A 23312-nucleotide genomic window follows, 5' to 3' on the forward strand; every position below is an offset into this window, starting at 1 on the left:
GTCCAGTAGGGTGCGTTAGCGTAGCGTAACGCACCAAAAACCTTTCTTTGTGGTGCGTTACGGCAATATTTAGCTCTTGATTTTTTCCCTAAAAACAAGGGATTGCCTAACGCACCCTACTTAACTTAACTGCTGAAACAATCCAGTAGTAACGCACCAAAAACTAAATTATGACTCTTAAACTATATTATTGTCCTTGAGTAAAAAATGCAAGTTGTAGCCGTGCAAAGTATAAACAATTTTTGCTGATTAAATTAAATGAAGTCCTAGAAGCTCTTAACAAATTTTACATCGTTGGCTATAATGGTCTTCGCAAGGAAATTTTGGCTACCCTCACCGAGGTGGGAATTAATGAAGTCGAAGGTGAAGATAAGGAAACCAAGAACAATATATCCCAAAAGTTATGGGAATTTTTCACAAAAATAGTTCCAGAAAAAGCACAAAAGATTAATCCGCCAATTAGTCTCCTTGTAAATATGGATAAGCTTGCAGAAATGTTCAAAATTTTACCTCCAGGTAATTAACAAAAAAGGGTTGCTATCATATTTAAATCTTAGATTTTGGTGTGTTACACTTCGCTAACACACCCTACTGTATATTTTTATTAAGAATTATCCGTCCCTTGTAACATTAAATCTTAATTCTTAACAAATTACCCTAGATTCTCAGAGAAAAACTGATTATAATAAAGGGAACTGAACAGAACTGCTCGATCGATAGATAACTGATTAATTAAAGTTTTATTACTTTTGATGGCCTGGGATTAAGAGAAGTAAATTTATTCTCGATCGCCCCCTGAAAGTGAGAAGAAATAGTTTTAATAAACAAAGAGTTTTCAACTTGGCAAAAATCCTCTGGGGGCAATACACATGGAAGTTATAACCGAGACAATTAACCCAACTTCGCTCGAACGGGAACCGATCCATCTCTATAACCGAATTCAACCGCACGGGGTGCTTTTAGTTCTCAGCGAACCGGAGCTAAAAGTCAGCCAAACTAGCAGTAATAGCCGCAGTTTATTGGGTATTTCTCCGGGGGAAATTATCGGTAAAACCCTAGAGGAAATCTTCGATCCCTTTCAGATCGATCCTCTAAAATCAGCCATAGAAAATAACGATTTTGATGCTATCAATCCCTCCAAAATTTGGGCGCGGGTTAAAGGGGATGATTTTGCCGTCTTTGATGCTATTTTTCACCGCAACGCCGAACAAATGCTGATTTTAGAGTTAGAACCAGCTATTTCCTATGAAAACATTCCTTTCCTGAGTTTCTATCACCTAGCCAAAACTTCGATCGATAAACTTGAAGCTACCCGTAGCCTGAAAGATTTCTGTAATATCATCGTTAAAGAAGTCAGAAAAATGACAGGATTCGATCGAGTTATGTTATACAAATTCGACGAAGAAGATAACGGTGATGTGATAGCAGAAGACAAAATAGAGCAACTAGAACCCTATCTCGGTTTACGTTATCCCGCTTCCGATATCCCTCTCCCGGCACGAAATTTATTAAGTGCTAATTGGATTCGACAGATTCCCGATGCTACCTCTGAACCCGTCGATCTAGTGCCTAGTCTTCATCCCGAAACCCAACAACCCTTAAATTTAACCCTGTCCAGTCTTAGAAGTGCTTCTCCCTGTCATTTAGAATACCTGCATAACATGGGAGTGGGAGCATCTCTAACGATTTCTCTGATTGAAAATAAACGTCTCTGGGGTATTATTGCCTGTCATCACCGCACCCCTAAATATGTACCCTACGAACTCCGTAAAGCCTGTGAGTTCTTAGGAAGGGTAATTTTTTCGGAAATATCGGCACGGGAAGAAACCGAGGATTATGACTATCGAGTAAAATTAAACTTTGTGCAATCGCAATTAATCGATTATATGGCTGAAGCTAATAACTTTATTGATGGATTAATTGCCCATAAACCGAATCTTCTTGATCTAACTAAAGCCACGGGAGCCGCTATTTGTTTAGGCGGCAATTATACCTTAATTGGAGTAACACCGAGCGAAGAAGAACTAAATTATCTGATTACTTGGCTAGAAAAAAACGTCCATGAAGATGTTTACTATACCAATTCCTTACCGCGAATTTATGCCGATGCGGGTAAGTTTAAAGACATTGCCAGTGGTTTACTAGCAATTCCCATTTCTAAACGTAATTATCTCCTCTGGTTTCGTCCGGAAGTAATTCAAACCGTGAACTGGGGTGGTGATCCTGCTAAAGCGATCGAAACGACTGCCATAGATGGTGATATTCGTCTCTGTCCGCGTAAATCTTTCTCCCTCTGGAAAGAAACTGTTCGTCTCAAATCTTTACCCTGGAAAGCAGTAGAAATCAACGCGGCACTAGAATTACGAAAAGCGATCGTCAATATCATCTTAAAACAAGCCGATGAATTGGCGCGTTTAGCGCGGGATTTGGAACTATCAAACGCCGAATTAAAAAAATTCGCCTACGTCGCTTCCCACGATTTACAGGAACCCCTCAATCAAGTCGCCAACTATGTGCAGTTGCTAGAAATGCGCTACACCGAAGAACTGGACGAAGATGCTAAAGAATTTATTACTTTTGCCGTCGAAGGTGTCAGTTTGATGCAAACATTAATAGATGATGTGCTGGCTTACTCAAAAGTGGATATGCAGGCGGTAGAGTTTAATACCATCGATGCTAATCTGGCACTGGAAAAAGCTCTCGCTAACCTGAAAGGGAGAATTCAAGAAAGTCAAGCTATAATCACCGTTGATCCCTTGCCAATTGTCATGGCAGATAAAACCCAGTTAATGCAATTGTTCCAAAATCTCATCGGTAATGCCATTAAATTCCGGGGAAAAGCAACCCCCACTATTCATATTGCTGCCCAACGTCAAGAGGAGGAATGGCTGTTCTCTGTCACCGATAATGGAATTGGTATCGATCCCCGATTTTCCGAACGCATTTTCGTGATTTTCCAACGACTACACACCCGCGACGAGTACCCCGGCACAGGTATGGGTTTGGCGATTTGTAAGAAAATTATCGAGTGTCATCGCGGACGAATTTGGGTAGAATCCCAATTAGGTAAAGGAGCGGTTTTCTATTTTACAATTCCCCTAGGAGGTGACGAGCGTGAGCGCTGGCGAGGACGTGCCACACAAAATTATCTTATTAGTGGAGGACAGCAAAGCTGATATTCGCCTCATCCAAGAGGCATTAAAAACTAGCACCGTCCCGCACGAATTAGTTATCGTTAGGGATGGTGTCAACGCCATGGATTATCTGCGTCGAGAAGGGGAGTATATCGATTCTCCCCGTCCTAATCTGATTCTTCTCGATCTGAATTTACCCAGAAAAGACGGACGGGAGGTGTTAGCGGAAATCAAAAACGATCCCAGTTTAAAAAGAATTCCTGTGGTGGTTTTAACCACTTCTCGCAACGAGGAGGATATTTTTTATAGCTATGAACTGCACGTTAATTGTTATATAACCAAGTCGCGCAATCTCAACGATTTGTTCAAAATTGTCAAAAATATCGAGGCTTTTTGGTTAGAAACCGCTACTTTACCCGGGGAGTGAATCATTATCAGTTATCAGGTTTGAGTTTTCAGTTAATAGTATCAAGTGGCAAGTTCGGAGCTTTCTTTTCACTGTTTACTGTTTACTGGACGGCTACGCCGTGCCTTTGGCAACACTGAAAAATCCTCCCAAATCCCTAACTTCCCAAATCTCTTTAACTCTTGATTAAAAAATGGGACTCTCGCAGGATATAAAAGTTCTTTTAATCGAGGATAATTTAGCCGAAGCTCGATTATTAAAGGAAATTCTTAAGGGTAATGAAAAAAAAGAATTTCATCTGGTTAATGTGTCAAGATTATCCGAGGCTATTTCTTTGTTACAACAAACAGATTTTGATATAATTTTATTAGATCTAACTTTACCAGATAGTCAGGGTTTGCAATCCTTAGCTCCCCTTTTAATTACGGCTCCGAAATTGCCAATCGTGGTTTTAACTAATACTAATGATGATAATTTGGCCTTGCAAGCACTGCGTCAAGGAGCGCAGGATTATTTAATTAAAAGAGAAGTAAGTTTAGAAATTTTAACTCGATCGCTATGTTATGCGATCGAGCGAAAACAGATGGAGGAAGCTTTACGAGAATCGAACGAAGCTTTAAAAGTGAGCGTGATTGAACGCACTAATCAACTGGAAAAAGCTCAGGAATTAAATCAGTTAAAAACTGAATTTGTTTCCATGTTATCCCACGATTTTCGCAATCCTTTAAATAAAATTTTACTCTCGGCTGGATTATTAGAAGAAAGTCGCGATCGGTTGACAAAAGATCAGCAAGTTAGCTATTTTCGCATGATTCGATCGGCCATTAAAGACATGGATCAATTGCTCACAGAAGTGTTATTAATTGGCCGGGCCGATTCCGGGAGATTATACTGTCAATTTGATCCGGTGGATTTGCTGGATTATTGTCAGAAATTGGTAGAATCTTTTACGGTTAAGCCGGAGCCGCAATTAGCAATTATTTTCCAAATTGAGGGCAGCTTAGAAAGAGGACTTTGGGATATAAATTTAATTAAACATATCTTGACAAATTTACTGGGAAATGCTCTCAAATATTCACCACAAGGAAACCCCGTAGAATTTAAGATTATTGTCGAATCCGAGCAGGTAGTCTTTAAAATTATCGATCGAGGAATTGGTATTCCCAGCAAAGATAAAGGAAATTTATTTAAACCTTTTTATCGCGGTAGCAATGTCGATAATATTCAAGGAACGGGATTAGGATTAGCCATTGTCGGACGCTGTGTGGAAGCGCACAAAGGACAAATTTACCTGGAAAGTGAGGAAGGAAAAGGCACAAAGATCACGGTGATTTTACCGATTATTACCGACATTGAACACCTAAATTGAGATGAACAATAGGGTGGAACCAGAATTTTTTTTCTGCTGCCCTCGCTCCCTATCTACCTATTTCTTGGATCAAGGGAACGAACGACAAAAATACCGATGGCTTTGTCCACTTTAGTGATATATTTTTCTAGGTCTTTAGCAATGGTAACTTGACCAGCAGGAGAGGCATGAATTAAGCCAATTTTGCCATCGGGAAAGCGATAAACTAGACCGGTATGGGTGGTATCTAAACCAGGGATATTAGTCACGACACCGATAATATCGCCAGCTTGCAGTTGTGGATAAATATCTTTAATCTTAGCGGTGGGAATATAGGTTAAGGATACACTTTCTAATTGCCGTTCTAACTGTTGAATACAATCGTAATTACTTTGAGTTTTTAACTGGGGATATAGATGGCGGTTTTTGCTGATAAAGTTGAGCTTTTTGTCAAGAGTAATTCCTCCTAATTTGTGAGTAATATTTTCTAGATTGCCTCGTTTTTGGTTGTCATTAATCCAATCGGAAAAGTAATGCAGGCGACTACAATAACCGTCGAGAATACCGTGGCGATAACGCTGATTTAAAACCTGCTGACTAAAAGCAGAATACTGATAATTTTTTAAAGCAAAATTGTGACTCAAAGCGAGAACTGTTTCCACAAAGAGGACACAATCAAACTCTTTTAAAGAGATAAATAATTTTTCTGTAGGAGAGCGATCGAGTAATCCTGCTTGATATTTTGCTCCTAAAAATTGAGTGGCGATATTCTGGATTATATCAGCCATGGCTAGGCGATCAAGTTGTTGATTTTGGGCGTACTGCACCAGTTTTTGATAATTAGGATCGCTTACTTCTTGAGCAAGAATAGTTTCCGATCGAGCTATACTCAAGGGAATTAAAACAGGATTAATTAATAAATAGGGTAAAGTTATCCAATTAAAAAACATTGTTGATCGATTACTGAAAATAATAGGGTTTATCACCGACTAATACACATTAACTATCGGAGTTATCAACTGTTAAAATCTGCCAATGTTAGTTATTATTGCTTCATGTATTTTACTATTTATTCTACATAAAATTATTGTCGATATCCTCAAGTTATTGAGGACGTTTAACCCCACCACGACGTTTAACTTGAAACCCATATAGATAAATTTCAGGTATATTAATTCGACCATCGAGGAGACTTTCCACCACACCCAATTGTATTAGATATTGCATAATTTCTTCAGGTTCCTTAACAGGAGGTTGTTTTTCAGTACTCCAGTGAGTTGAGCGCACAGCCTCTAAAAAAGTTTCTTTTAATATAGGAGCTTCTAACCCTTTTAACTTAGTTTTTAGAGATTCTAACCAAGGATATTCTTCCTGTGCTAATTCTTTAATTCTATCCTCTGAAGTATCCATTAAAGCACTCTGGAGATCAGAGGGTTGTAGAAGGTATAGCTCAGTCAGTTGTTCAAAACTTTCAAAATGTTCTAATCTTTTGGCTGCCGCTTTGTCGAATAATTTTAGAAAAGAGCGAGGAGCAATTCTACCCCCAGTATCCTGAAGATGATTAGGTATCCATCGGTAGGTAATGCCTTTTTTAGGACTAGCTCCCATATATTTACCGATCATTATTTCGATTAATTCTTGAAATAATTGTTCATCACTTCTAACATTCCATCCTAGTTGGGTTGAGCTTTCATAAATTAAATTAGGGATAATCTGTAAATAGTCTCTCATTTCTTGAGCCGAATTAGCTAACCGTTTAATCCAGAGTTGATAGAGCCAAGAAGGTCGCCATTCTAGCCGATGGGATTGTAATTTAGAAGCATCAGGAAATCCCAAAAATTCCTCTCTAAATAGGTCGGTACGAAGAAATATTTTTGGTCGAATTCTCTCCCAACGACGAGAGCGATCGAGCCAAAAAGCTAATAATTCTCTAATCGGATTAGCTAGAGCATTATAAGTAGTCAATAACCGATCTAATTCATCATAAGTAATAAATAGCCAGTGGTCAGAAGTAATTAATCGTTCGTCTAATTTGTCAAGAACATAATTTAGATGTTCAAAATTATCTTTAACTAAAATTCTCCATTCTGATAAAAGCGATAACCTATTTTGAAGAATAGTAGTAATATTTGAATCTAATTCTTGACCTATAATGCTGGCAATATCAGATTCTTTTTCCTGTAAAATGACACCTAAAATCAATCCTAACCAGAAACTACGCCATTCAAGATTAGTAGCGTTTTGCATTTCTTCTTCTATAATTTCTGGTATCGGAAATCGTTTTTCAGTTTTGAGAGTGCGACCAAATCCTGCCATCCATCTGGTCTGATTTAAAGGAGCAAGACCTCGAATATTTAAACTATTAACTAAAGCTTCTCGTCCAGAGGGAATGGCTAGTAAACGAAATAATTCTGTTTTACCCACACCCCGACCACCTTGAATTAATAAAATGCTTGGTTCCAATGCCCGTTTATAATCAACCACAGGCAAGAAATTTTTGAGAAATACTTCTTCATTATCACTTTCCTGTTCGGCTGCTGCTTTTCCGGGAGCAATTTCTCTCATTAATTCCAGTAACTTTTTTTTATCGAATTCAGCCATAATTTTTTACCGATTGTTTATAATCACATCACGTCCAAATAATTGACAAAGCTTTTCAGCAATAGTTTGATAAGGAGAATCGGTCATAACTTTCACGAGATTTGCTAATCTCTCTTTTTCTTCTGGAGTTGAGTCACGAGTCAAGAGGGCAATATCCCCCCGCAGACTATTATCGTAAGGGACAACTATCGGGACAAATGATTCACCAGTATAATTATCATACTTTTCTTGGAAAATTGTATAGGCGGTTTCTCGAAACTTTCGTAACTCTATTTCTCGGCCAACTGTTCCTAAAGATGGAGCGAGAGCATGAACTAAAATTAATGGTAAAGGATCCTCAGGGTTAGATAGGGCTAAATGTTGGATAACTTGGGTTAATCCTGCCCAACTTTGTCGAGATTCCGTACCAAAAATAACCACTGCATGGGAAAAATAAGTAATAGCTAAACCACCAATATCATGAAAACCTGCTCTTGCATCCATGAGAATAAAATCCAGTGGTCCGTTTAACCTTGCTATTTCTTCTAGCATTTGTTTTAAAATGCCTTGTAGTTGACCATTGACAAGATTTTGAAAATCTAAACGAGCCAATTTTTCTAAATAATCTTGATCCACATTTCCTGCTGGTAGCAATTTTAATATTTCACCTTCATCTCCTAACAAATACAAGTCAGTAATAGTTTTTAAACTCAGTTTCCATTTGTCTTTTTGAACTTTCTTTTCTAGCAAATAGTCCATGACACCAGAATTATCGGCAAAATCCTCAGAAAAAATTGTGGCCAGACCGGGAGCTTCTAAATCAAGATCAACTATAGCGACTCGATGACCATTCCGCGCTAAAGTTAAGGCAGTAGCGGCCATAGTAGTGGTGCGACCAACTCCTCCTTTGAAGGAAAAAAAGGAGACAATAGCTGGTTTATATCCTTTTTCAACTTTTTCAAAATCCCAAGGCAATTGCTGCCCAATTTTATTCTCTGTCCATGCTTGTTTAGCCAGATGACGTTCTAGAATATACCATTTCAAGCTTGCCGATTCATCGAACCAAGGTGTCTGAACTCTTTCAGCTATGATAAGATCAATCAGGGCTTTATAAGCATCTCCTTCTCCTTTTTGCCACCAAATATCATGGCCATAGTAATACTCAAGTTTTTCAGACAGGAGTGTAGATAGATGATTTTCTTCGTTTGATTCTATCTTGTTTTCCTGTTTTAACTCTAGAAATAAGCGAATTTTTCCCTCAACATCACGAATAATAGTCACGGATTCTAGTTTGGCTACAAGAGAACCAAGACTGGAATCCAGAAAGCAGTCCCTTACCCTAGTAAAAGTTTCACTAAAACTAATCATCAGAATCTTAAATATCCTTACTAGAAATATAACCGTTTAGCACTAATCTGGGAATAATATCTCGATAAATTTCTTCAGCACATTCAACGGCCGAGTTAGCCTGATCTTCAGTCCCATATCCAGATTGATAATATCTTCTTTCTGGGTGATTTTGCCCTAAGACAGTTCCCCGGATGCGAGAAACTGGTAACTGTTGCTCTAAACGAGGATAGAGAATTCCTAATCTTTCCCTCGCTTTACCTTCTAATTCCTTGAGATCATGTCCGAATTTTTTAGCGGCTTTTTGATCATTTTTAAAATACTGTTCTACTAAAAGCTTAAAAGCGCATTCTACCACATAACCAGCTAGGTAAATGGCATTGTCCCAACGTTTTTTAGACAGCAAAATTTTGGCATCTTGCAAATGTCGTCCCGCTGCACTAGCAAATAACTCGGTCATAGACGTATCGAATCAAATAAAAACTTTTTAGCCATAAACCAATTCTACCACCATAACGAAACTTTAAGAACTTTACTTCCTTGTTGTTGATTTTTCAACCTAAACTTGCCAAATTTTCTGAAACTATTGCCTGATTTCCTCACTATAATTAAGCTGTTGACTGTCTAAATTACTCCTTAAGACTGCACTGGAGCGCCGGAGTTGCCAGTTCGAGCATTTGTACTAAAATTTCCCCTACTCAGTTTAAATCCAGTACAGCTTACCGGCTACTGACTTGAAAGTGGGTGTAGGGTGTAGGGAAGGAAACCTCTTTCATCTCTGGTGGTAAAAATTTTTTCATCGGGACTAACTCCTAACCCTAACAACAATTTTTGATTTTTACCAGAGGTCTAGGACAAGGACAAAAAGCTGATCTTGATCGAGTTATAGCACTTGCAGCTCTCTATGAGATGATCTCGAATCCTAACCCTGATCATCTTTGAACAGGGACATCTCGTCTGAGGTGCTAACTTTTAACATTTTTGTAATTAAAAGTCAATAGATTAAATATTAATTTTTGTAAAGAAACTCCTGAGCAGTTACTCAGAAAGCTCTTTACCATCTGTTACAAAATATGGCAATATATTTATCGAATTGTGTCAAAACCCAGAGTAAATGCTCATTGGGGTGACATTTTCTGATACAAAACAGAAACATATATCTAAACACCTTAAACAAAGGGCGATCGTCATCTGATGACGAAAATCACTTCATACCAGACTCAGCAATCCTAAGGAGAACCATCATATATGTTCACTCACGTCAAGTCCACCATTCGTCACATAGTTCCCGACGCGTTGAATGGTCGATCGCTGGTCAAGGTGGTCTATGTCGTGCTAGAACCTCAGTACCAAAGTGCGCTGAGTAGTGCCGTCAGGGAAATCAACTCTAACAACCCAAAACTAGCGATCGAAATTAGTGGTTATTTAATCGAAGAACTGCGCGATGGGGAAAATTATCGCAATTTTCAGGAGGATGTAGCCAAAGCTAATATTTTCATTGCATCTCTCATCTTTATCGAAGATTTAGCCGATAAAGTCGTGGCCGCTGTCAGTCCCCATCGGGATCAATTAGACGCGGCGATTGTCTTTCCCTCTATGCCCCAGGTAATGCGCTTAAATAAGTTAGGCAGCTTTTCTATGGCACAATTGGGACAGTCTAAGAGTGTCATCGCTAATTTTATGAAAAAGCGCAGGGAAAACTCTGGCGCTGGTTTCCAAGATGCGATGTTAAAGTTATTGCGAACCTTACCGCAAGTCCTGAAATACCTCCCCATGGAAAAAGCTCAGGACGCACGCAACTTTATGTTAAGTTTCCAGTATTGGCTAGGAGGTTCCGCAGAAAATTTAGAGAACTTCCTGTTAATGTTGGCCGATAAGTACGTCTTCGATAACAAGGATGACAGTGTAGTTTACAAAGAACCGGTAGTTTATCCGGATCTGGGTATCTGGCATCCTTTATCCATGAAAATGTTCGAGGACGTCAAGGAATACTTCGCTTGGTACAATAACCGCAGTGATATTGCCGATGACCTCAAAGACCCCTTGGCTCCCTGTGTTGGCTTAATTTTACAGAGAACTCACCTCGTTACTGGTGATGACGCTCATTATGTCGCTCTCGTGCAGGAATTCGAGTCTATGGGTGCGCGAGTCCTTCCCGTTTTTGCTGGGGGATTAGACTTTTCCAAACCCGTAGAAGAATACTTCTGGGATAAAAGCTTAAAAGGAGTGGAAGCGGTTGCTATCGTTGATACGGTAATTTCCCTGACAGGATTTGCTTTAGTGGGAGGTCCAGCACGACAAGATCATCCGAAAGCGATAGAATCTTTAAAACGTCTCAATCGTCCCTATATGTGCGCGTTACCGCTAGTTTTCCAAACCACCCAGGAATGGGAAGAAAGCGATTTAGGTTTACACCCGATTCAAGTGGCGCTACAGATTGCTATTCCGGAATTAGACGGTGCGATCGAACCTATTATATTATCGGGCCGGGATGGGACCACGGGTAAAGCGATCGCTTTACAGGATCGGGTGGAAGCGATCGCTCAACGGGCGCTAAAATGGGCTAACCTAAGAAAGAAACCGAAACTGAATAAAAAGGTCGCCATCACTGTCTTTAGTTTCCCCCCCGATAAAGGGAATGTGGGAACCGCAGCCTATCTAGATGTGTTCGGTTCTATCTACGAGGTGATGCAAGCGTTACAAAATAATGGTTATGACTTGCAGGACTTACCCGCATCTCCCCGAGAACTGATGGAAGCGGTAATCCATGATGCCACCGCACAGTACCATAGTCCGGAGCTAAATATCGCCTATCGGATGTCCGTACCTGAATACGAACGTTTAACCCCCTATTCCGTCCGTTTAGAGGAAAATTGGGGACCACCACCGGGACACCTCAACAGTGATGGACAAAATCTGTTAATCTACGGCAAAGAATTCGGTAACGTCTTTATTGGGGTTCAACCCACCTTCGGTTATGAAGGGGATCCCATGCGTCTGCTATTTTCTCGTTCTGCTAGTCCCCACCACGGTTTTGCAGCCTACTACACCTATCTCAATCAAGTCTGGAAAGCAGACGCGGTTCTCCATTTTGGCACCCACGGATCCCTAGAATTTATGCCGGGGAAACAGATGGGAATGTCTGGGGAATGCTACCCCGATAACCTCATCGGGATGATTCCCAATCTCTACTATTATGCCGCTAATAACCCCAGCGAAGCGACGATCGCTAAACGTCGTAGTTATGCGGAAACCATCTCCTATCTCACTCCCCCCGCAGAAAATGCCGGACTCTACAAAGGGTTAAAAGAACTAAGCGAGTTGATCGGTTCCTACCAAACCCTGAAAGATAGTGGGCGTGGGGTGCAAATTGTCAATACCATTGTCGATAAATGTTTATTGGTCAATCTCGACAAAGATATAAGTTTACCTGATGTTGATACCGCCCATCTCAGTCAAGAGGAACGGGATAATATCGTCGGTTCCGTCTATCGTAAACTGATGGAAATTGAATCGCGTTTACTTCCCTGCGGACTTCATGTTATTGGGAAACCCCCCTCGGCGCTGGAAGCGGTGGCAACTTTGGTCAATATTGCCAGTTTAGACCGGGAAGAGGACGATTTACTTTCCTTACCCCGGATTATTGCTAACAGCATCGGCCGGGATCTAGAGGAAGTTTATCGCAATAGCGATCGAGGTGTGTTAGAGGATGTGGAATTACTGCAAAACATCACCCTCGCGACTCGCGCTGCCGTCGCAACTTTAGTCGAGTCCCAAACCGACGCAGAAGGTCGGGTATCGATGCTTTCTAAGCTGAATTTCTTGAATATAGGCAAGAAATCGCCTTGGATCGAAACTTTACGGTCGATGGGTTATCCAAAAGTCGATCCGGTCGCGTTAAAACCCCTGTTTGAATACCTAGAATTCTGTTTAGAACAGGTCTGTGCCGATAATGAATTAGGGGCCCTATTAAAAGCATTAGAAGGAGAATACGTTCTTCCCGGTCCTGGTGGCGACCCCATCCGTAACCCCGGAGTTTTACCAACGGGTAAAAATATCCATGCTTTAGACCCCCAGTCTATCCCGACCCTAGCGGCGGTAAAATCGGCTAAAATCGTGGTGGATCGTCTGTTAGAGCGGCAAAAACTGGATAATGGCGGTAAATATCCTGAAACCATCGCTTGTGTTCTCTGGGGAACTGATAATATCAAAACTTATGGGGAATCCCTAGCACAAATTCTCTGGATGGTGGGGGTTCGTCCTGTTCCCGATGCTTTGGGACGGGTGAATAAATTGGAATTGATTCCCCTAGAGGAATTAGGAAGACCGCGCATTGATGTGGTGGTCAACTGTTCTGGTGTCTTCCGGGATTTATTTATCAATCAGATGAACTTGCTTGACCAAGGCGTAAAAATGGCTGCGGAAGCAAACGAACCGATGGAGATGAATTATGTCCGTAAACACGCTATTGAACAAGCAAAAGAAATGGGTTTAACGGTTCGACAGGCAGCCACCCGCATCTTTTCTAATGCTTCCGGTTCCTATTCTTCTAACATCAATCTCGCGGTGGAAAATAGCAGTTGGGAAGATGAAAAAGAGTTACAGAATATGTATCTCAACCGCAAGGGTTTTGCTTTCGACTCGGATAATCCGGGGATGATGGCCGATAATCGTCAGTTGTTTGAAGCATCTTTAAAAACTGCGGAGGCAACTTTCCAAAACTTGGATTCTAGCGAGATTAGTTTAACCGATGTTTCCCACTATTTCGACTCGGATCCCACCAAAGTTGTCGCTAGTTTACGCGATGATGGCAAAAAACCAGCGGCCTATATTGCCGATACTACCACCGCTAACGCTCAAGTGCGTACTTTATCGGAAACCGTGCGCTTGGACACCCGCACCAAGTTACTCAATCCCAAATGGTACGAGGGAATGTTAAGTCACGGTTACGAAGGAGTCCGAGAATTATCGAAGCGTTTGGTTAATACCATGGGTTGGTCTGCAACTGCTGACGCGGTGGATAATTGGGTTTATGAAGATGTCAACACCACCTTTATTCAAGATGAGGAAATGTGTCAGCGTCTGATGAATCTCAATCCTAATTCTTTCCGCAAGATGGTGGGAACCCTGCTAGAAGTTAATGGTCGCGGTTACTGGGAAACTTCTCAAGAGAATTTAGACCGCTTACAGGAACTTTATCAAGAAGTGGAGGATCGCATCGAAGGAATCGAGTAGAATAGATAGATAAGACTTGAGAGACTGGCTAATTACCGGTCTCTTGAGTTTTGAACAAACATGAAAAATAACTTTTGGGGGTTAATTTGGTCCAGTTTTAACGAAATTCAAGGGGTTTACTCGGTCTTCTTGGATTTTTAGGAGGTATTGCTTTAATTCGCTATTCCTTCAATACTTCTATTCCTTTAGACCTAGTAATTATTGTCAGTTTCTTCACCTTGCTGTTAATCGCTACTTTGTTAAGCGCTGTTAACACGCTTCTTAGACAGAACCGAAAATTAGAGGCAGAAGTTAAGCAACTTCAGGAGGTAAACCAAAATTTAGAAAATATTATTAAACAGGGAATTACTCCCAAGATTTTGAGATCTCAAAAGCAAGGAAATAATAATATTTTATGCCTTCTTGATTCCTCTAGTCTGTTTACGATCGAGTTACTTGTCTCTTTTTATTATACCGATGAAGATGGGTTTGAAAGATTAATAGGAGAGGGTTTTGTTGAATATATTAATCCAAAGGACGGCAAGATACACGCGATCATTGACAAACCTCAAACAATCTATCAGGCAATTCTAGATCGATTGGCGAGTAACGATTTAAAAATTATTCAAGAAACCAGAGTCAGACCTGGCGTTCTTAGAAAACATAGTTCACCATAGAGGAAAATATGGAAAATGTAGCCGAAAAACCCATTTTATCTCCTAAAGGAACCTTTCCCGCCAAAGTTGTCAAAGTTATTGACGACTATAAATTAGTGATCAATAGAGGTGAAATTAGTGGAATTCGAGAAGGTCAAAGAATGTTAGTTTACAATACAAGTGAAGAGGAAATAAAAGATCCTCAGACTGGTGAGTCTTTAGGCTATCTTGACTTAGTGAGAGGGACGGGGACAATTACTTTTGTTCAAGAAAAAATATCGATTTTACAATCGGATAGAACCAATAATAAAGGATCTAGATTGCTGCAGTTATTGCTTAAAGAACAAGAAACCCCGTCCGATTTGATAGGAAAATTCTTAAAAAGAGCCGTAGGAGCGAATTCTAAGAACGATAAAAAGCCAATATCCGAACTAATAGATACTGAATTGTTAAATAAACTGCTAATACGGGAATTATCCGAAACGTTACCTTTTGAAAACCCTCAAATTGGCGACTCGGTTAGACCTATTTAGACCTATTGATGGAACAACCAATATTAAAATACTTTCTGTCTCTTAAATATCCGATTTCAATTTATCCCGAAGAAGAAGGCGGATACACGGCATTAATTCCCGATTTACCCGGATGTATGAGTCAGGGTGAAACTTTAGAAGAAGTGATTATTAATATTGAAGAAGCGAGCGAATTTGGATAGAGACGGTTTATTTTGGTAGATCTTTTTGCGTAGGTTGGGTTGAACGAAGTGAAACCCAACAACTGAGGGTTTCTGTCGGGTTTCGTGACCTCAACCCGACCTACGAATTTACTTTTTTGCCCACTAAAGTATCCCATCTCGATTGCTCCTAAAGAAGAATTGAGGGAGCTAGAAAGTTATGGATAGAGACAGTTTATCATAGTGGTAAAAAAGTAATTCCTTCACCTTCTCAAAGATAAATTTTCTCACTATCGACTCACAGCGATCGCATCCTGCTGGAATTGAGGGATAACTTTCTCCGGTCCGCAAGCCGGAGGAGACAAAACTGGTTTATGCTAGAAAAAGTTACTCTTAACGTAACTTTACAAAGTCATCGATCGCCCACATTTATGGATTGCATCATCAATCGTCGAGCGCGGTTTTCAGCCAGCCATCGCTATTATCTACCAGAATGGGACGAAGCCGAAAATCAAAGACGTTTTGGTCTTGGTAGCCGTTTTCCCGGTCATGGTCACAATTACGAATTATACGTCTCCCTATACAAAGAACTCAATCTTTATGGCATGGTGGAGAATCTCTCCACCGTAAAACAGGTAATTAAACGAGAGATAACCAGTCAATTAGACTACTCCTATCTCAATCAAGTCTGGCCGGAATTTCAGCAAACCCTACCCACCACAGAAAATATCGCCAGAGTTATCTGGCAAAGATTAGCACCCTATTTACCATTAGTCAAAATTCAACTATTTGAACACCCCGAATTGTGGGCAGAATATCAAGGAAAAGATATGGAAGCAACTTTAACCGTCAAAACCCATTTTAGTGCCGCTCATCGTTTGGCTTTACCGCAATTAACCCTGGAACAAAACTCGGAAATCTACGGCAAATGCGCCAGGGTAAACGGTCATGGCCATAATTATCACCTAGAAGTATCCGTGGCGGGGGAAATCGATCCCCGCACCGGTATGATTGTAGATCTAGGGGATTTACAAAAAGCGATCGATGAATTGGTAGTAGAACCCTTCGATCATACTTTTTTAAATAAGGATATTCCCTACTTTGCCGAAGTGGTTCCCACCGCGGAAAATATTGCCTTACATATCGCTCAACTATTAGGGGAACGGATCCGCCAATTAGGAGCCGAATTAGATAAAGTTAAACTGATTGAAAGTCCCAATAATTCTGCGGAAATCCACTGTCGTGGTTTGGTTCAAGCTCCCCGACAACTTCTAGAAAAAACCCTGACAGCCGTTTAATTGCCTGTTGGTTAAGGTGATTAGGGTGAGCCACGCTCACCCTGATGGATTTAATTAAACCCTAGTTAAACACTTCTCGCCATCCTCGCTTTCCTTTGCTTTGGCGTAAGGGAGAGGCTAAATCGACAATTTTCTCGAGCAGTTTCGGGGCCAATTTTTGACACCAAAGAGCTAGATGACTTTGCCAACCGACGACAATTTCCGTTTTGTCCCTATTTAACCCGGTAATTAGGGTTTGGGCGACTTCTTCGGCGCTCATCGGTTTTAACCATCGAAATAACTGCAATTCTCGCACCATATCCGTATCGGTTAAAGAGGGTAAGAGGGTGACAACTTTGATGTTGTGTTCCCGTAATTCCGACCTGAGAGCTTGACTAAAACCCAAAATGGCAAATTTGGTGGCCGAGTAGGTAGCGAAGCTAGGAGCGGCAATTTTACCCATCATGCTGGAAACATTGACAATCGTTCCCTGTCCCCGAATTGCCATCCGGCGGGCAATTAAGCGAGTAACCGTGTACAGGGCCATCAGATTTAAAGATATTTCTGCTTGCACTTGCGAAAATTGCGAGCGCAGAAAGGGGGTTTGATGGGCAATACCGGCACAGTTAACGAGGATATCGATGCCACGGCATTCTTGCCAAACGCGGATAATTGAAGGACTAACAAGGTCATTTTCGGTTAAATCTAGGGATAAAGGTGTGGCAATGACCCCTAGTGACTCAATTTCTTTGGCTAGTTTTTCTAATCGCTCTTGATCTCTGGCAACAATCACAATTCTGCTTAAACCTTGTCGGGCTAATTCTAAGGCGATCGCTCGTCCAATACCCCGGGATGCCCCCGTGACTAGGGCAGTTTTTCCCTGTAATTTCATGATCAAACTCCTGTTTTAAGCAACAGTACGGGAATTTATTGGTTTTGCTTCTGAAATCTTTGATTTGTGCATCTATACCCTACATAAGTAGCGAAGCAATCGAGGGATAGATGGATAGGTTAGGGTGCATGGGATTTTTCCTCCTTCAAAGCGCACTCTTGAACCCACGGTAACAGTTGTCTTTACAAACAGCAATCTTTTTTAACACTTTTTCCCCAAAATCACTCGATCGGATGAACGCTCAGGGTGATCCTCGATCGGATGGAAACCCCAGGGGACTTGCAGATATAGGTATTTTAAAGAGCTTAATACCGAGGGAGATAGAAAGTCTGGCAATGGACGCGACTACTATTGGCAGTACAAGGGACTTGACATCTTCACCGCACTGAAGTAGATCTTTTGGGCAATCTCCCATCTCCTAATCCCCAACCCCAATGAATAACCCCCCCGATAGTCCATTCAATTACAGAGAGGCTTTTATTGCCCTAGGCACGAGTAATTTCGATCGCTCGGTGCAGTTTTATCGTCAACTGTTGCAACAGGAACCAAACCCCTACCTTGCCGCCGTTTATGCGGAATTTAGGCTGATTAACCTTAAATTAGGTCTTTTTTGCCCTAAAGAGTCCCACAGAGACGAATTTAGCGATTCTAGGGGCAGTGGCATGAGCATTTGTTTCGAGGTGGAGAGTCTCGAAAAAGCCCTCGAGCATTGGAGCGAAATCGGCTATGGTGCTAGGGGAGAAATTAGCCAGGCTTCCCACGGTCCGGAAATCTACATCTATGATCCGGATGGTAATCGTTTAATTTTCCATCAATCCACCGCTAAAACCAATCCTTTCAGGTAGGAACCTTCCGAGTGATAGATACTGGTGGGATGGTCCGCCGGTTGGCTTAAACGTGCTAAAATTCGCACTGGGCGAGCCGATTCAATGGCGGCAGCCATGACAGCCCCCTGAAAATGTTCTTCGTTAACCACTTGGGAACAGGAAAAGGTGAAAATAATACCTTGGGGGCGAATTTTCTGGAAAGCTTGGTGATTTAATCTTTTATAAGCCATAACCGCCTGATGACGGGATTGGATACTTTTGGCAAAAGCGGGGGGATCGAGGACAATCAGATCGTAATCCTCCTGACAGTCGCGCAGGAAGTTAAAAACATCGGCGCTGTAGGATTGATGGGGAACTTCACCGAGATTATTCAGGGCGATATTTTTTTCGGTAAGATCGATCGCACCGTGGGAACTATCAACGGAATGGACTAGGGCAGCCCCCGCTTGCATAGCATAGACGGAAAAGCCGCCAGAGTAAGAAAAAGTATTTAAAACCCGTTTATTCTGACAATATTGGGCTAATATTGCTCTATTTTCCCTTTGATCGAGGAAAAATCCCGTTTTTTGTCCCTTTTCCCAATCAATAATAAAGCGATGGCCGGATTCTAACACCTCATTGCCGTTTTTTTGACCAAATAAGTATTTATTCTCAGAGATATGGGCGCTTTTCGCCAAAACTGCGGCACTTTTATCGTAAACTGCCCGTAAATTGTCAGCGTAGATAGTTTTCAGACAATCGACAATCAGATCGAGACGTTGGTATAAAGCTAGGGAATAAGCTTGAATAACCGCCGTGCCATTGTACCAATCGACGATTAAACTGGGTAAACCGTCTCCTTCAGCGTTAATTAAGCGATAACAGTTAGTTTTCGGGTTATCCACTAAACCGATTTGTTGCCGCAGCTGATAGGCATTCTGGAATTTTTCGAGAAATAATTGAGCAATATCGCTGACTTTTGGGAAAGAAAGAATTTTAACGGCAATATTGCTAGGATTATACAGTCCAGTGGCTAGATATTCGCCTCGATCGCTATAAACCTCAACGATAGCACCCTCTTTGACTTCTCCCTCCATCTCTTTAATCGCCCCGGAAAATATCCAAGGATGGAATCGTTTAACAGCATCAATTTTATGGTTTCTCAGGATAATTTTCGCTAAATCTGGCATGGATAAAGAATCAGGGTTGATAGCTGACGACTACTAGACAATTCTATTATCCCCTGCCAGCAGCGCAAAACCATGGTTTGTTATCCCTCGATCGAGTGGCATCAAAGCAAGTCCTAACAATCGAGGGATAATCAGAGGGAATTCTCGCCTATAATAAGTTAGATTTTAGCGATAGTCCCTCGACAAATGCCAAGAAAAAGTGATGCTGCCGGTGGTTTAAGTTTATGGTTTCAACGTTTGGGGGCTGCCGGTTTGTTAGCGGGACAAACTTTTTTACATATTCTTAATGGCAAAATCCACCGGCGTAATACTCTGGAACAAATGAGTATTGTGGGGCCAGAATCCTTGACAATTGCCCTAATTACTGCTGCTTTTGTGGGTATGGTTTTCACTATTCAGGTAGCCAGAGAATTTATTTTTTTTGGGGCGGGTAGTTTTGTTGGGGGAGTCCTTTCCTTGGCTTTAACAAGAGAATTAGCCCCGGTTTTAACCGCGGTGGTGGTGGCGGGGAGAGTTGGCTCGGCTTTTGCCGCCGAAATTGGTACAATGCGAGTAACAGAACAAATTGACGCTTTATATATTTTAAAAACCGATCCGATCGATTATTTGGTCATTCCCCGGGTGATTGCCTGTAGTTTAATGTTACCCCTGCTCACTATTATCTCTTTAGTCACAGGGCTACTCGGTGGTTTATTTATTTCCGATAGTCTTTACGGTATTTCCTATTCCCTATTCTTACAATCAGCCCAAAATTTTCTGGAAACATGGGATTTAATTAGTTCTATGTTAAAGTCCCTAATTTTTGGGGTTTTAATTGCTATTATCGGTTGCAGTTGGGGTTTAACCACCACCGGCGGTGCTAAAGGAGTTGGTCAATCTACTACCACGGCTGTGGTAACTTCTTTGTTAGCGATTTTTGTGGCTAATTTTTTCCTCTCTTGGCTGATGTTTCAAGGGACAGGTAATGTGGAGCTAGGCTAAGACAGTAATCAGTAATCAGTAATCAGTAATCAGTAATCAGTGCCAAGAAAACGGCAATTTTCTACTTAATACCGCTCACTAAAAACTCAAATCTGATCACCGATTACTGATAATTGTCTATTCTCAAGATTAGGATTTGTTCAAGGGATTGAGAGTAAGACAAGTTTTAATTAATTCCTCCACTCCCAGGACTGGATAAATAGGGACTCCTAACTGATTAATAACAGTTTCTAGGGTGAGATCATCTAAAAATACCGATTCCCCATGCTTGAGCATGAGGGAGGGTAATAAAACCCCATCCCCAAGATTTTTACCTTGTAATCCTTTGAGAATATCTTGCCCGGTTAATAAACCCGTAACCGTGATTTCCTGCCCCCAATAATCACTATTTAAAGCCACTAATTCCACGGTTAAACCCTGCACCTTATTTAACTGTTTAACTAGGGGTTGAAAAGCTTTTTCTACCGCATTTCCCACCACCCATACCAACCGTCTAGAGGGAGTAATTTGAGCAGGCAATAACTTCTTAGCTGTCTTCTGAAAATCCCTAATAAATTGACGAATCGATCCAACTCCGTTACCGATTTGGGGATAGTCTTCGTAGTGAGATTGAGGTGGTAAATCGACTCGGGCAATTAAAAACCATTCATCGGCTAACCACACCACATTACTGCCAAATTCTTGACAAAATTGTTTCTGTAAAGTTTGGACTTGTTCGATCACTTCTCGCGCTTTTTCTTGGCTAACGGGAATTAATTCATCTTCTTGGGGACGAAAGCGGGTTAATCCCACGGGAACTACGGCAATCGACTCCACACAGGGAATATCTCCCCGATGAAAAGAAACCAGATCTAACAGGGTTCTTTCGAGATGAATTCCATCATTAATATTGGGACAAACTACCACTTGGGCATGAATTTGTAATTGTCTGGCTTGTAGCCATTTTAAATGGTCTAAAATTTGACCAGCGCGGGGATTTTTTAAGAGACGAATTCTCAGATCGGTTTCCGTGGCATGAACGGACACAAAAAGCGGTGATATGTGCATCTTTTCGATCCGCTGCCATTCTTTTGAGGTGAGATTAGTTAAGGTTAAATAACTGCCATAGAGAAAACTTAAGCGATAGTCATCATCTTTATAGTATAAAGTTTCTCTTTTGCCCTCTGGTTGTTGGTCGATAAAGCAAAAAGGACATTTATTATTGCACTGAATTAAGCCATCAAAAAGGGCAGTTTCAAACTCTAAACCTAAGTCTTCATGATAATCTTTTTCGATTTCTATCCGGTGAGTTTTGCCCTGACTATCAAGCACTTCTAGGGTTAAAAATTCATCGGCACATAAAAATTGATAATCGATTAAGTCCCGGGGACGATTACCATTGATAGAGAGGAGCGCATCCCCGATTTCAAAACCCACCTCGGCGGCGATCGAATCTGGGATGACACCACTAATTTTAGCTGGACGAATAGTTAATTCACTCATATTTTTAGGTCGCCATCCAATTATTTAACTGCATTTCCCAGAGAGTCTTTGGGGAGCATCTCACTTTTGTCAAGCTAATTCTACAGCATTTTAGGGCGATCGCTTTTAGGGATTGGGGAAAAAACCAAAAAGTTTAGCAGCCCCTCCTAAAATGGCCACAACCAGAGCGATGAGAATCCCCCGATTGGTAAATTCCTGATAGGCGACTCTTGCAGTTAACCCTTTAATTTCTGTGGTTAGTCGCTCATCTAAGGCTTTAATCTCCCCTTTGAGTTCGACTTGTCCTATTTCCACTTTCGTCAACCGTTCTTCTATCTTATCAAATCTCTTATCTACCTGATCAAATCTCTCATCGATCCGTTTTTCCAGAGAGTCAATTTTCCCCTCAATCCTTGTCAGAACTGCTTCTAAGGAATAAGTGACGGTTTCGTTAGCCATTTTCTGTCTCCTTTATCTCTTCTGGATTCACCATCGTGATCTCAATATCAGTATCGCTGATTTTTGCCTCCAAGTTTCAATCCCTAATAGGGATTAAGATTAATTGGAACTACCTTTTCTTGGAATCACTTGTATTTTTTGCATGACTTTTATTTAAATAAAGTTAAAAATATTATAGCACCAACAAAAAAGTAAGTAATTAATACTCAAATACTAAGATTGGTTTAATAATCTTAATAGTTATAACGTACATAATTTAAAAATGTTATAAAAAATTTTCAGTAAAAATACAATAAGGCGTTGTGGAATATTTGTATTAGTTTTGAAGTTGTATATGATTAAAGCTTTGTCCACATTTTTGTTGGTTGCCATGCAGTAAGCAGTAATAGCTAGTCCAGTTAATACTCTCACTGGATCTATGACAATATTTAAACAAGTAATGCCAATTAATAATCAATGGCAAGTCGGTAGTCCGTGTATAGCAACTGGCGGATTTACGGATATATACAAAAATGGGACAATTGTTTTAAGAAATACTGATAATCAAATAGTGGCAGTCAGCGAATTAGAAGAAGGCAGATTAGGAATAATTTTGTCTTATTGGGTTTGTACTTTTGATTTCTCTTTAGCTACAGAAGACTTGAGAGATTTTCGGGGTTGCCGATTTTTACTTGATGGCTACCGGCAAAAGATAGCCACCAGCAATTGTATCAATTTGTCAAAGTTTGAACCTTTCCTATTCCCTTTGAGTTGCTTGTCTAACCTGTTCGATATCTAATTCTAAAGCTTGTGCTATCTGTTCAAAGTTTAATACTAATGCCAATAAACGAGGAATAGAGGCTAATTTTGCCGCTAATTCGCCTTCTTGTCGGCCTTCCTCTCTACCTT

20 protein-coding genes are annotated in these 23312 nt (G+C 40.8%); 12 read left to right on the plus strand and 8 right to left on the minus strand.

Annotated elements, in window-relative coordinates; genetic code table 11:
- The first annotated feature begins 242 nt into the window (after positions 1 to 242).
- From IM500_RS10450 to IM500_RS10465, 4 genes are all read left to right on the plus strand, one after another.
- Positions 243 to 524, plus strand: coding sequence for a hypothetical protein (locus IM500_RS10450; protein ID WP_242034566.1), 282 nt, complete (start codon positions 243 to 245; stop codon positions 522 to 524).
- 345 nt (positions 525 to 869) lie between these two features.
- Positions 870 to 3176: a sensor histidine kinase gene (locus IM500_RS10455; protein ID WP_190720561.1), complete on the plus strand. Its 2307-nt coding sequence runs from the start codon at positions 870 to 872 to the stop codon at positions 3174 to 3176.
- Complete coding sequence (locus IM500_RS10460) at positions 3115 to 3561, plus strand: response regulator (RefSeq protein WP_002777485.1); 447 nt, start codon at positions 3115 to 3117, stop codon at positions 3559 to 3561. The genes IM500_RS10455 and IM500_RS10460 overlap by 62 nt, the downstream gene beginning before the upstream one ends.
- Positions 3562 to 3733: 172 nt before the next feature.
- On the plus strand, positions 3734 to 4909 hold the full coding sequence (locus tag IM500_RS10465; protein WP_190720556.1) for a hybrid sensor histidine kinase/response regulator: 1176 nt from the start codon (positions 3734 to 3736) through the stop codon (positions 4907 to 4909).
- A 53-nt stretch (positions 4910 to 4962) separates the two neighbouring features.
- Here the strand turns inward: IM500_RS10465 and IM500_RS10470 are convergent, their stop codons facing one another.
- The 4 genes from IM500_RS10470 to IM500_RS10485 form a co-directional block, all read right to left on the minus strand.
- On the minus strand, positions 4963 to 5838 hold the full coding sequence (locus IM500_RS10470) for an N-acetylmuramoyl-L-alanine amidase-like domain-containing protein (protein ID WP_190720554.1): 876 nt from the start codon (positions 5836 to 5838) through the stop codon (positions 4963 to 4965).
- 154 nt (positions 5839 to 5992) lie between these two features.
- Complete coding sequence (locus IM500_RS10475) at positions 5993 to 7489, minus strand: P-loop ATPase, Sll1717 family (protein ID WP_012264671.1); 1497 nt, start codon at positions 7487 to 7489, stop codon at positions 5993 to 5995.
- A gap of 6 nt (positions 7490 to 7495) precedes the next feature.
- Positions 7496 to 8749, minus strand: a complete 1254-nt coding sequence (locus IM500_RS10480) for a KGGVGR-motif variant AAA ATPase (protein WP_287738314.1) — start codon at positions 8747 to 8749, stop codon at positions 7496 to 7498.
- Between the two features lie 94 nt (positions 8750 to 8843).
- On the minus strand, positions 8844 to 9275 hold the full coding sequence (locus IM500_RS10485) for a HEPN domain-containing protein (RefSeq protein WP_190720547.1): 432 nt from the start codon (positions 9273 to 9275) through the stop codon (positions 8844 to 8846).
- A 788-nt stretch (positions 9276 to 10063) separates the two neighbouring features.
- On the opposite strand from IM500_RS10485, the gene IM500_RS10490 reads away from it, so the two are divergent.
- The 5 genes from IM500_RS10490 (at position 10064) to IM500_RS10510 (ending at position 16656) form a co-directional block, all read left to right on the plus strand.
- Positions 10064 to 14050, plus strand: coding sequence for a magnesium chelatase subunit H (locus IM500_RS10490; RefSeq protein ID WP_287738317.1), 3987 nt, complete (start codon positions 10064 to 10066; stop codon positions 14048 to 14050).
- 218 nt (positions 14051 to 14268) lie between these two features.
- Positions 14269 to 14706, plus strand: coding sequence for a bZIP transcription factor (locus IM500_RS10495; protein ID WP_287738319.1), 438 nt, complete (start codon positions 14269 to 14271; stop codon positions 14704 to 14706).
- A gap of 8 nt (positions 14707 to 14714) precedes the next feature.
- Entirely contained in the window at positions 14715 to 15218 is a 504-nt protein-coding gene (locus IM500_RS10500; RefSeq protein WP_002782629.1) for a hypothetical protein, read from the plus strand.
- A gap of 8 nt (positions 15219 to 15226) precedes the next feature.
- Positions 15227 to 15400 carry a type II toxin-antitoxin system HicB family antitoxin gene (locus tag IM500_RS10505; protein ID WP_002758496.1) on the plus strand — a complete coding sequence of 58 codons (174 nt, stop codon included), beginning with the start codon at positions 15227 to 15229 and terminating at the stop codon, positions 15398 to 15400.
- Positions 15401 to 15789: 389 nt separating this feature from the next.
- Positions 15790 to 16656, plus strand: a complete 867-nt coding sequence (locus tag IM500_RS10510; protein ID WP_147070703.1) for a 6-pyruvoyl trahydropterin synthase family protein — start codon at positions 15790 to 15792, stop codon at positions 16654 to 16656.
- Between the two features lie 61 nt (positions 16657 to 16717).
- On the opposite strand, the gene IM500_RS10515 is transcribed toward IM500_RS10510, so the two are convergent.
- A complete protein-coding gene (locus tag IM500_RS10515; RefSeq protein WP_287738323.1) occupies positions 16718 to 17527 on the minus strand; it encodes an SDR family NAD(P)-dependent oxidoreductase in 810 nt (269 codons plus the stop codon).
- Positions 17528 to 17961: 434 nt separating this feature from the next.
- On the opposite strand from IM500_RS10515, the gene IM500_RS10520 reads away from it, so the two are divergent.
- On the plus strand, positions 17962 to 18372 hold the full coding sequence (locus IM500_RS10520) for a VOC family protein (RefSeq protein ID WP_287738325.1): 411 nt from the start codon (positions 17962 to 17964) through the stop codon (positions 18370 to 18372).
- Here the strand turns inward: IM500_RS10520 and IM500_RS10525 are convergent.
- Complete coding sequence (locus IM500_RS10525; RefSeq protein WP_190720535.1) at positions 18339 to 19523, minus strand: class I SAM-dependent rRNA methyltransferase; 1185 nt, start codon at positions 19521 to 19523, stop codon at positions 18339 to 18341. The two genes, IM500_RS10520 and IM500_RS10525, sit on opposite strands and share 34 nt — an antisense overlap.
- 186 nt (positions 19524 to 19709) lie before the next feature.
- On the opposite strand from IM500_RS10525, the gene IM500_RS10530 reads away from it, so the two are divergent.
- Positions 19710 to 20504 (plus strand): MlaE family lipid ABC transporter permease subunit, encoded by a 795-nt coding sequence (locus tag IM500_RS10530; protein WP_002758500.1) that lies wholly within the window; start codon positions 19710 to 19712, stop codon positions 20502 to 20504.
- Between the two features lie 129 nt (positions 20505 to 20633).
- On the opposite strand, the gene IM500_RS10535 is transcribed toward IM500_RS10530, so the two are convergent.
- Both IM500_RS10535 and IM500_RS10540 read right to left on the minus strand, forming a co-directional pair.
- Positions 20634 to 21986: a TIGR03279 family radical SAM protein gene (locus IM500_RS10535; protein WP_287738327.1), complete on the minus strand. Its 1353-nt coding sequence runs from the start codon at positions 21984 to 21986 to the stop codon at positions 20634 to 20636.
- Between the two features lie 105 nt (positions 21987 to 22091).
- Complete coding sequence (locus IM500_RS10540; protein ID WP_190720529.1) at positions 22092 to 22424, minus strand: DUF4164 family protein; 333 nt, start codon at positions 22422 to 22424, stop codon at positions 22092 to 22094.
- A gap of 418 nt (positions 22425 to 22842) precedes the next feature.
- Here IM500_RS10540 and IM500_RS10545 point away from each other — a divergent pair, with 418 nt between their 5' ends.
- Positions 22843 to 23202, plus strand: a complete 360-nt coding sequence (locus IM500_RS10545; protein ID WP_287738329.1) for a hypothetical protein — start codon at positions 22843 to 22845, stop codon at positions 23200 to 23202.
- The last annotated feature ends 110 nt before the right edge of the window (positions 23203 to 23312 follow it).

The organism is Microcystis sp. M179S2 (assembly GCF_020245805.1).
Classification (GTDB): domain Bacteria; phylum Cyanobacteriota; class Cyanobacteriia; order Cyanobacteriales; family Microcystaceae; genus Microcystis; species Microcystis aeruginosa.

Excerpts from the sequence above, each read along its gene's own strand:
- IM500_RS10455 (WP_190720561.1), top strand. The coding sequence starts at position 870 with ATGGAAGTTATAACCGAGACAATTAACCCAACTTCGCTCGAACGGGAA.
- IM500_RS10465 (WP_190720556.1), top strand. The coding sequence starts at position 3,734 with ATGGGACTCTCGCAGGATATAAAAGTTCTTTTAATCGAGGATAATTTA.
- IM500_RS10470 (WP_190720554.1), bottom strand. The coding sequence starts at position 5,838 with ATGTTTTTTAATTGGATAACTTTACCCTATTTATTAATTAATCCTGTT.
- IM500_RS10475 (WP_012264671.1), bottom strand. The coding sequence starts at position 7,489 with ATGGCTGAATTCGATAAAAAAAAGTTACTGGAATTAATGAGAGAAATT.
- IM500_RS10485 (WP_190720547.1), bottom strand. The coding sequence starts at position 9,275 with ATGACCGAGTTATTTGCTAGTGCAGCGGGACGACATTTGCAAGATGCC.
- IM500_RS10490 (WP_287738317.1), top strand. The coding sequence starts at position 10,064 with ATGTTCACTCACGTCAAGTCCACCATTCGTCACATAGTTCCCGACGCG.
- IM500_RS10500 (WP_002782629.1), top strand. The coding sequence starts at position 14,715 with ATGGAAAATGTAGCCGAAAAACCCATTTTATCTCCTAAAGGAACCTTT.
- IM500_RS10505 (WP_002758496.1), top strand. The coding sequence starts at position 15,227 with ATGGAACAACCAATATTAAAATACTTTCTGTCTCTTAAATATCCGATT.
- IM500_RS10510 (WP_147070703.1), top strand. The coding sequence starts at position 15,790 with ATGGATTGCATCATCAATCGTCGAGCGCGGTTTTCAGCCAGCCATCGC.
- IM500_RS10515 (WP_287738323.1), bottom strand. The coding sequence starts at position 17,527 with ATGAAATTACAGGGAAAAACTGCCCTAGTCACGGGGGCATCCCGGGGT.
- IM500_RS10520 (WP_287738325.1), top strand. The coding sequence starts at position 17,962 with ATGAATAACCCCCCCGATAGTCCATTCAATTACAGAGAGGCTTTTATT.
- IM500_RS10525 (WP_190720535.1), bottom strand. The coding sequence starts at position 19,523 with ATGCCAGATTTAGCGAAAATTATCCTGAGAAACCATAAAATTGATGCT.
- IM500_RS10530 (WP_002758500.1), top strand. The coding sequence starts at position 19,710 with ATGCCAAGAAAAAGTGATGCTGCCGGTGGTTTAAGTTTATGGTTTCAA.
- IM500_RS10535 (WP_287738327.1), bottom strand. The coding sequence starts at position 21,986 with ATGAGTGAATTAACTATTCGTCCAGCTAAAATTAGTGGTGTCATCCCA.
- IM500_RS10540 (WP_190720529.1), bottom strand. The coding sequence starts at position 22,424 with ATGGCTAACGAAACCGTCACTTATTCCTTAGAAGCAGTTCTGACAAGG.
- IM500_RS10545 (WP_287738329.1), top strand. The coding sequence starts at position 22,843 with ATGACAATATTTAAACAAGTAATGCCAATTAATAATCAATGGCAAGTC.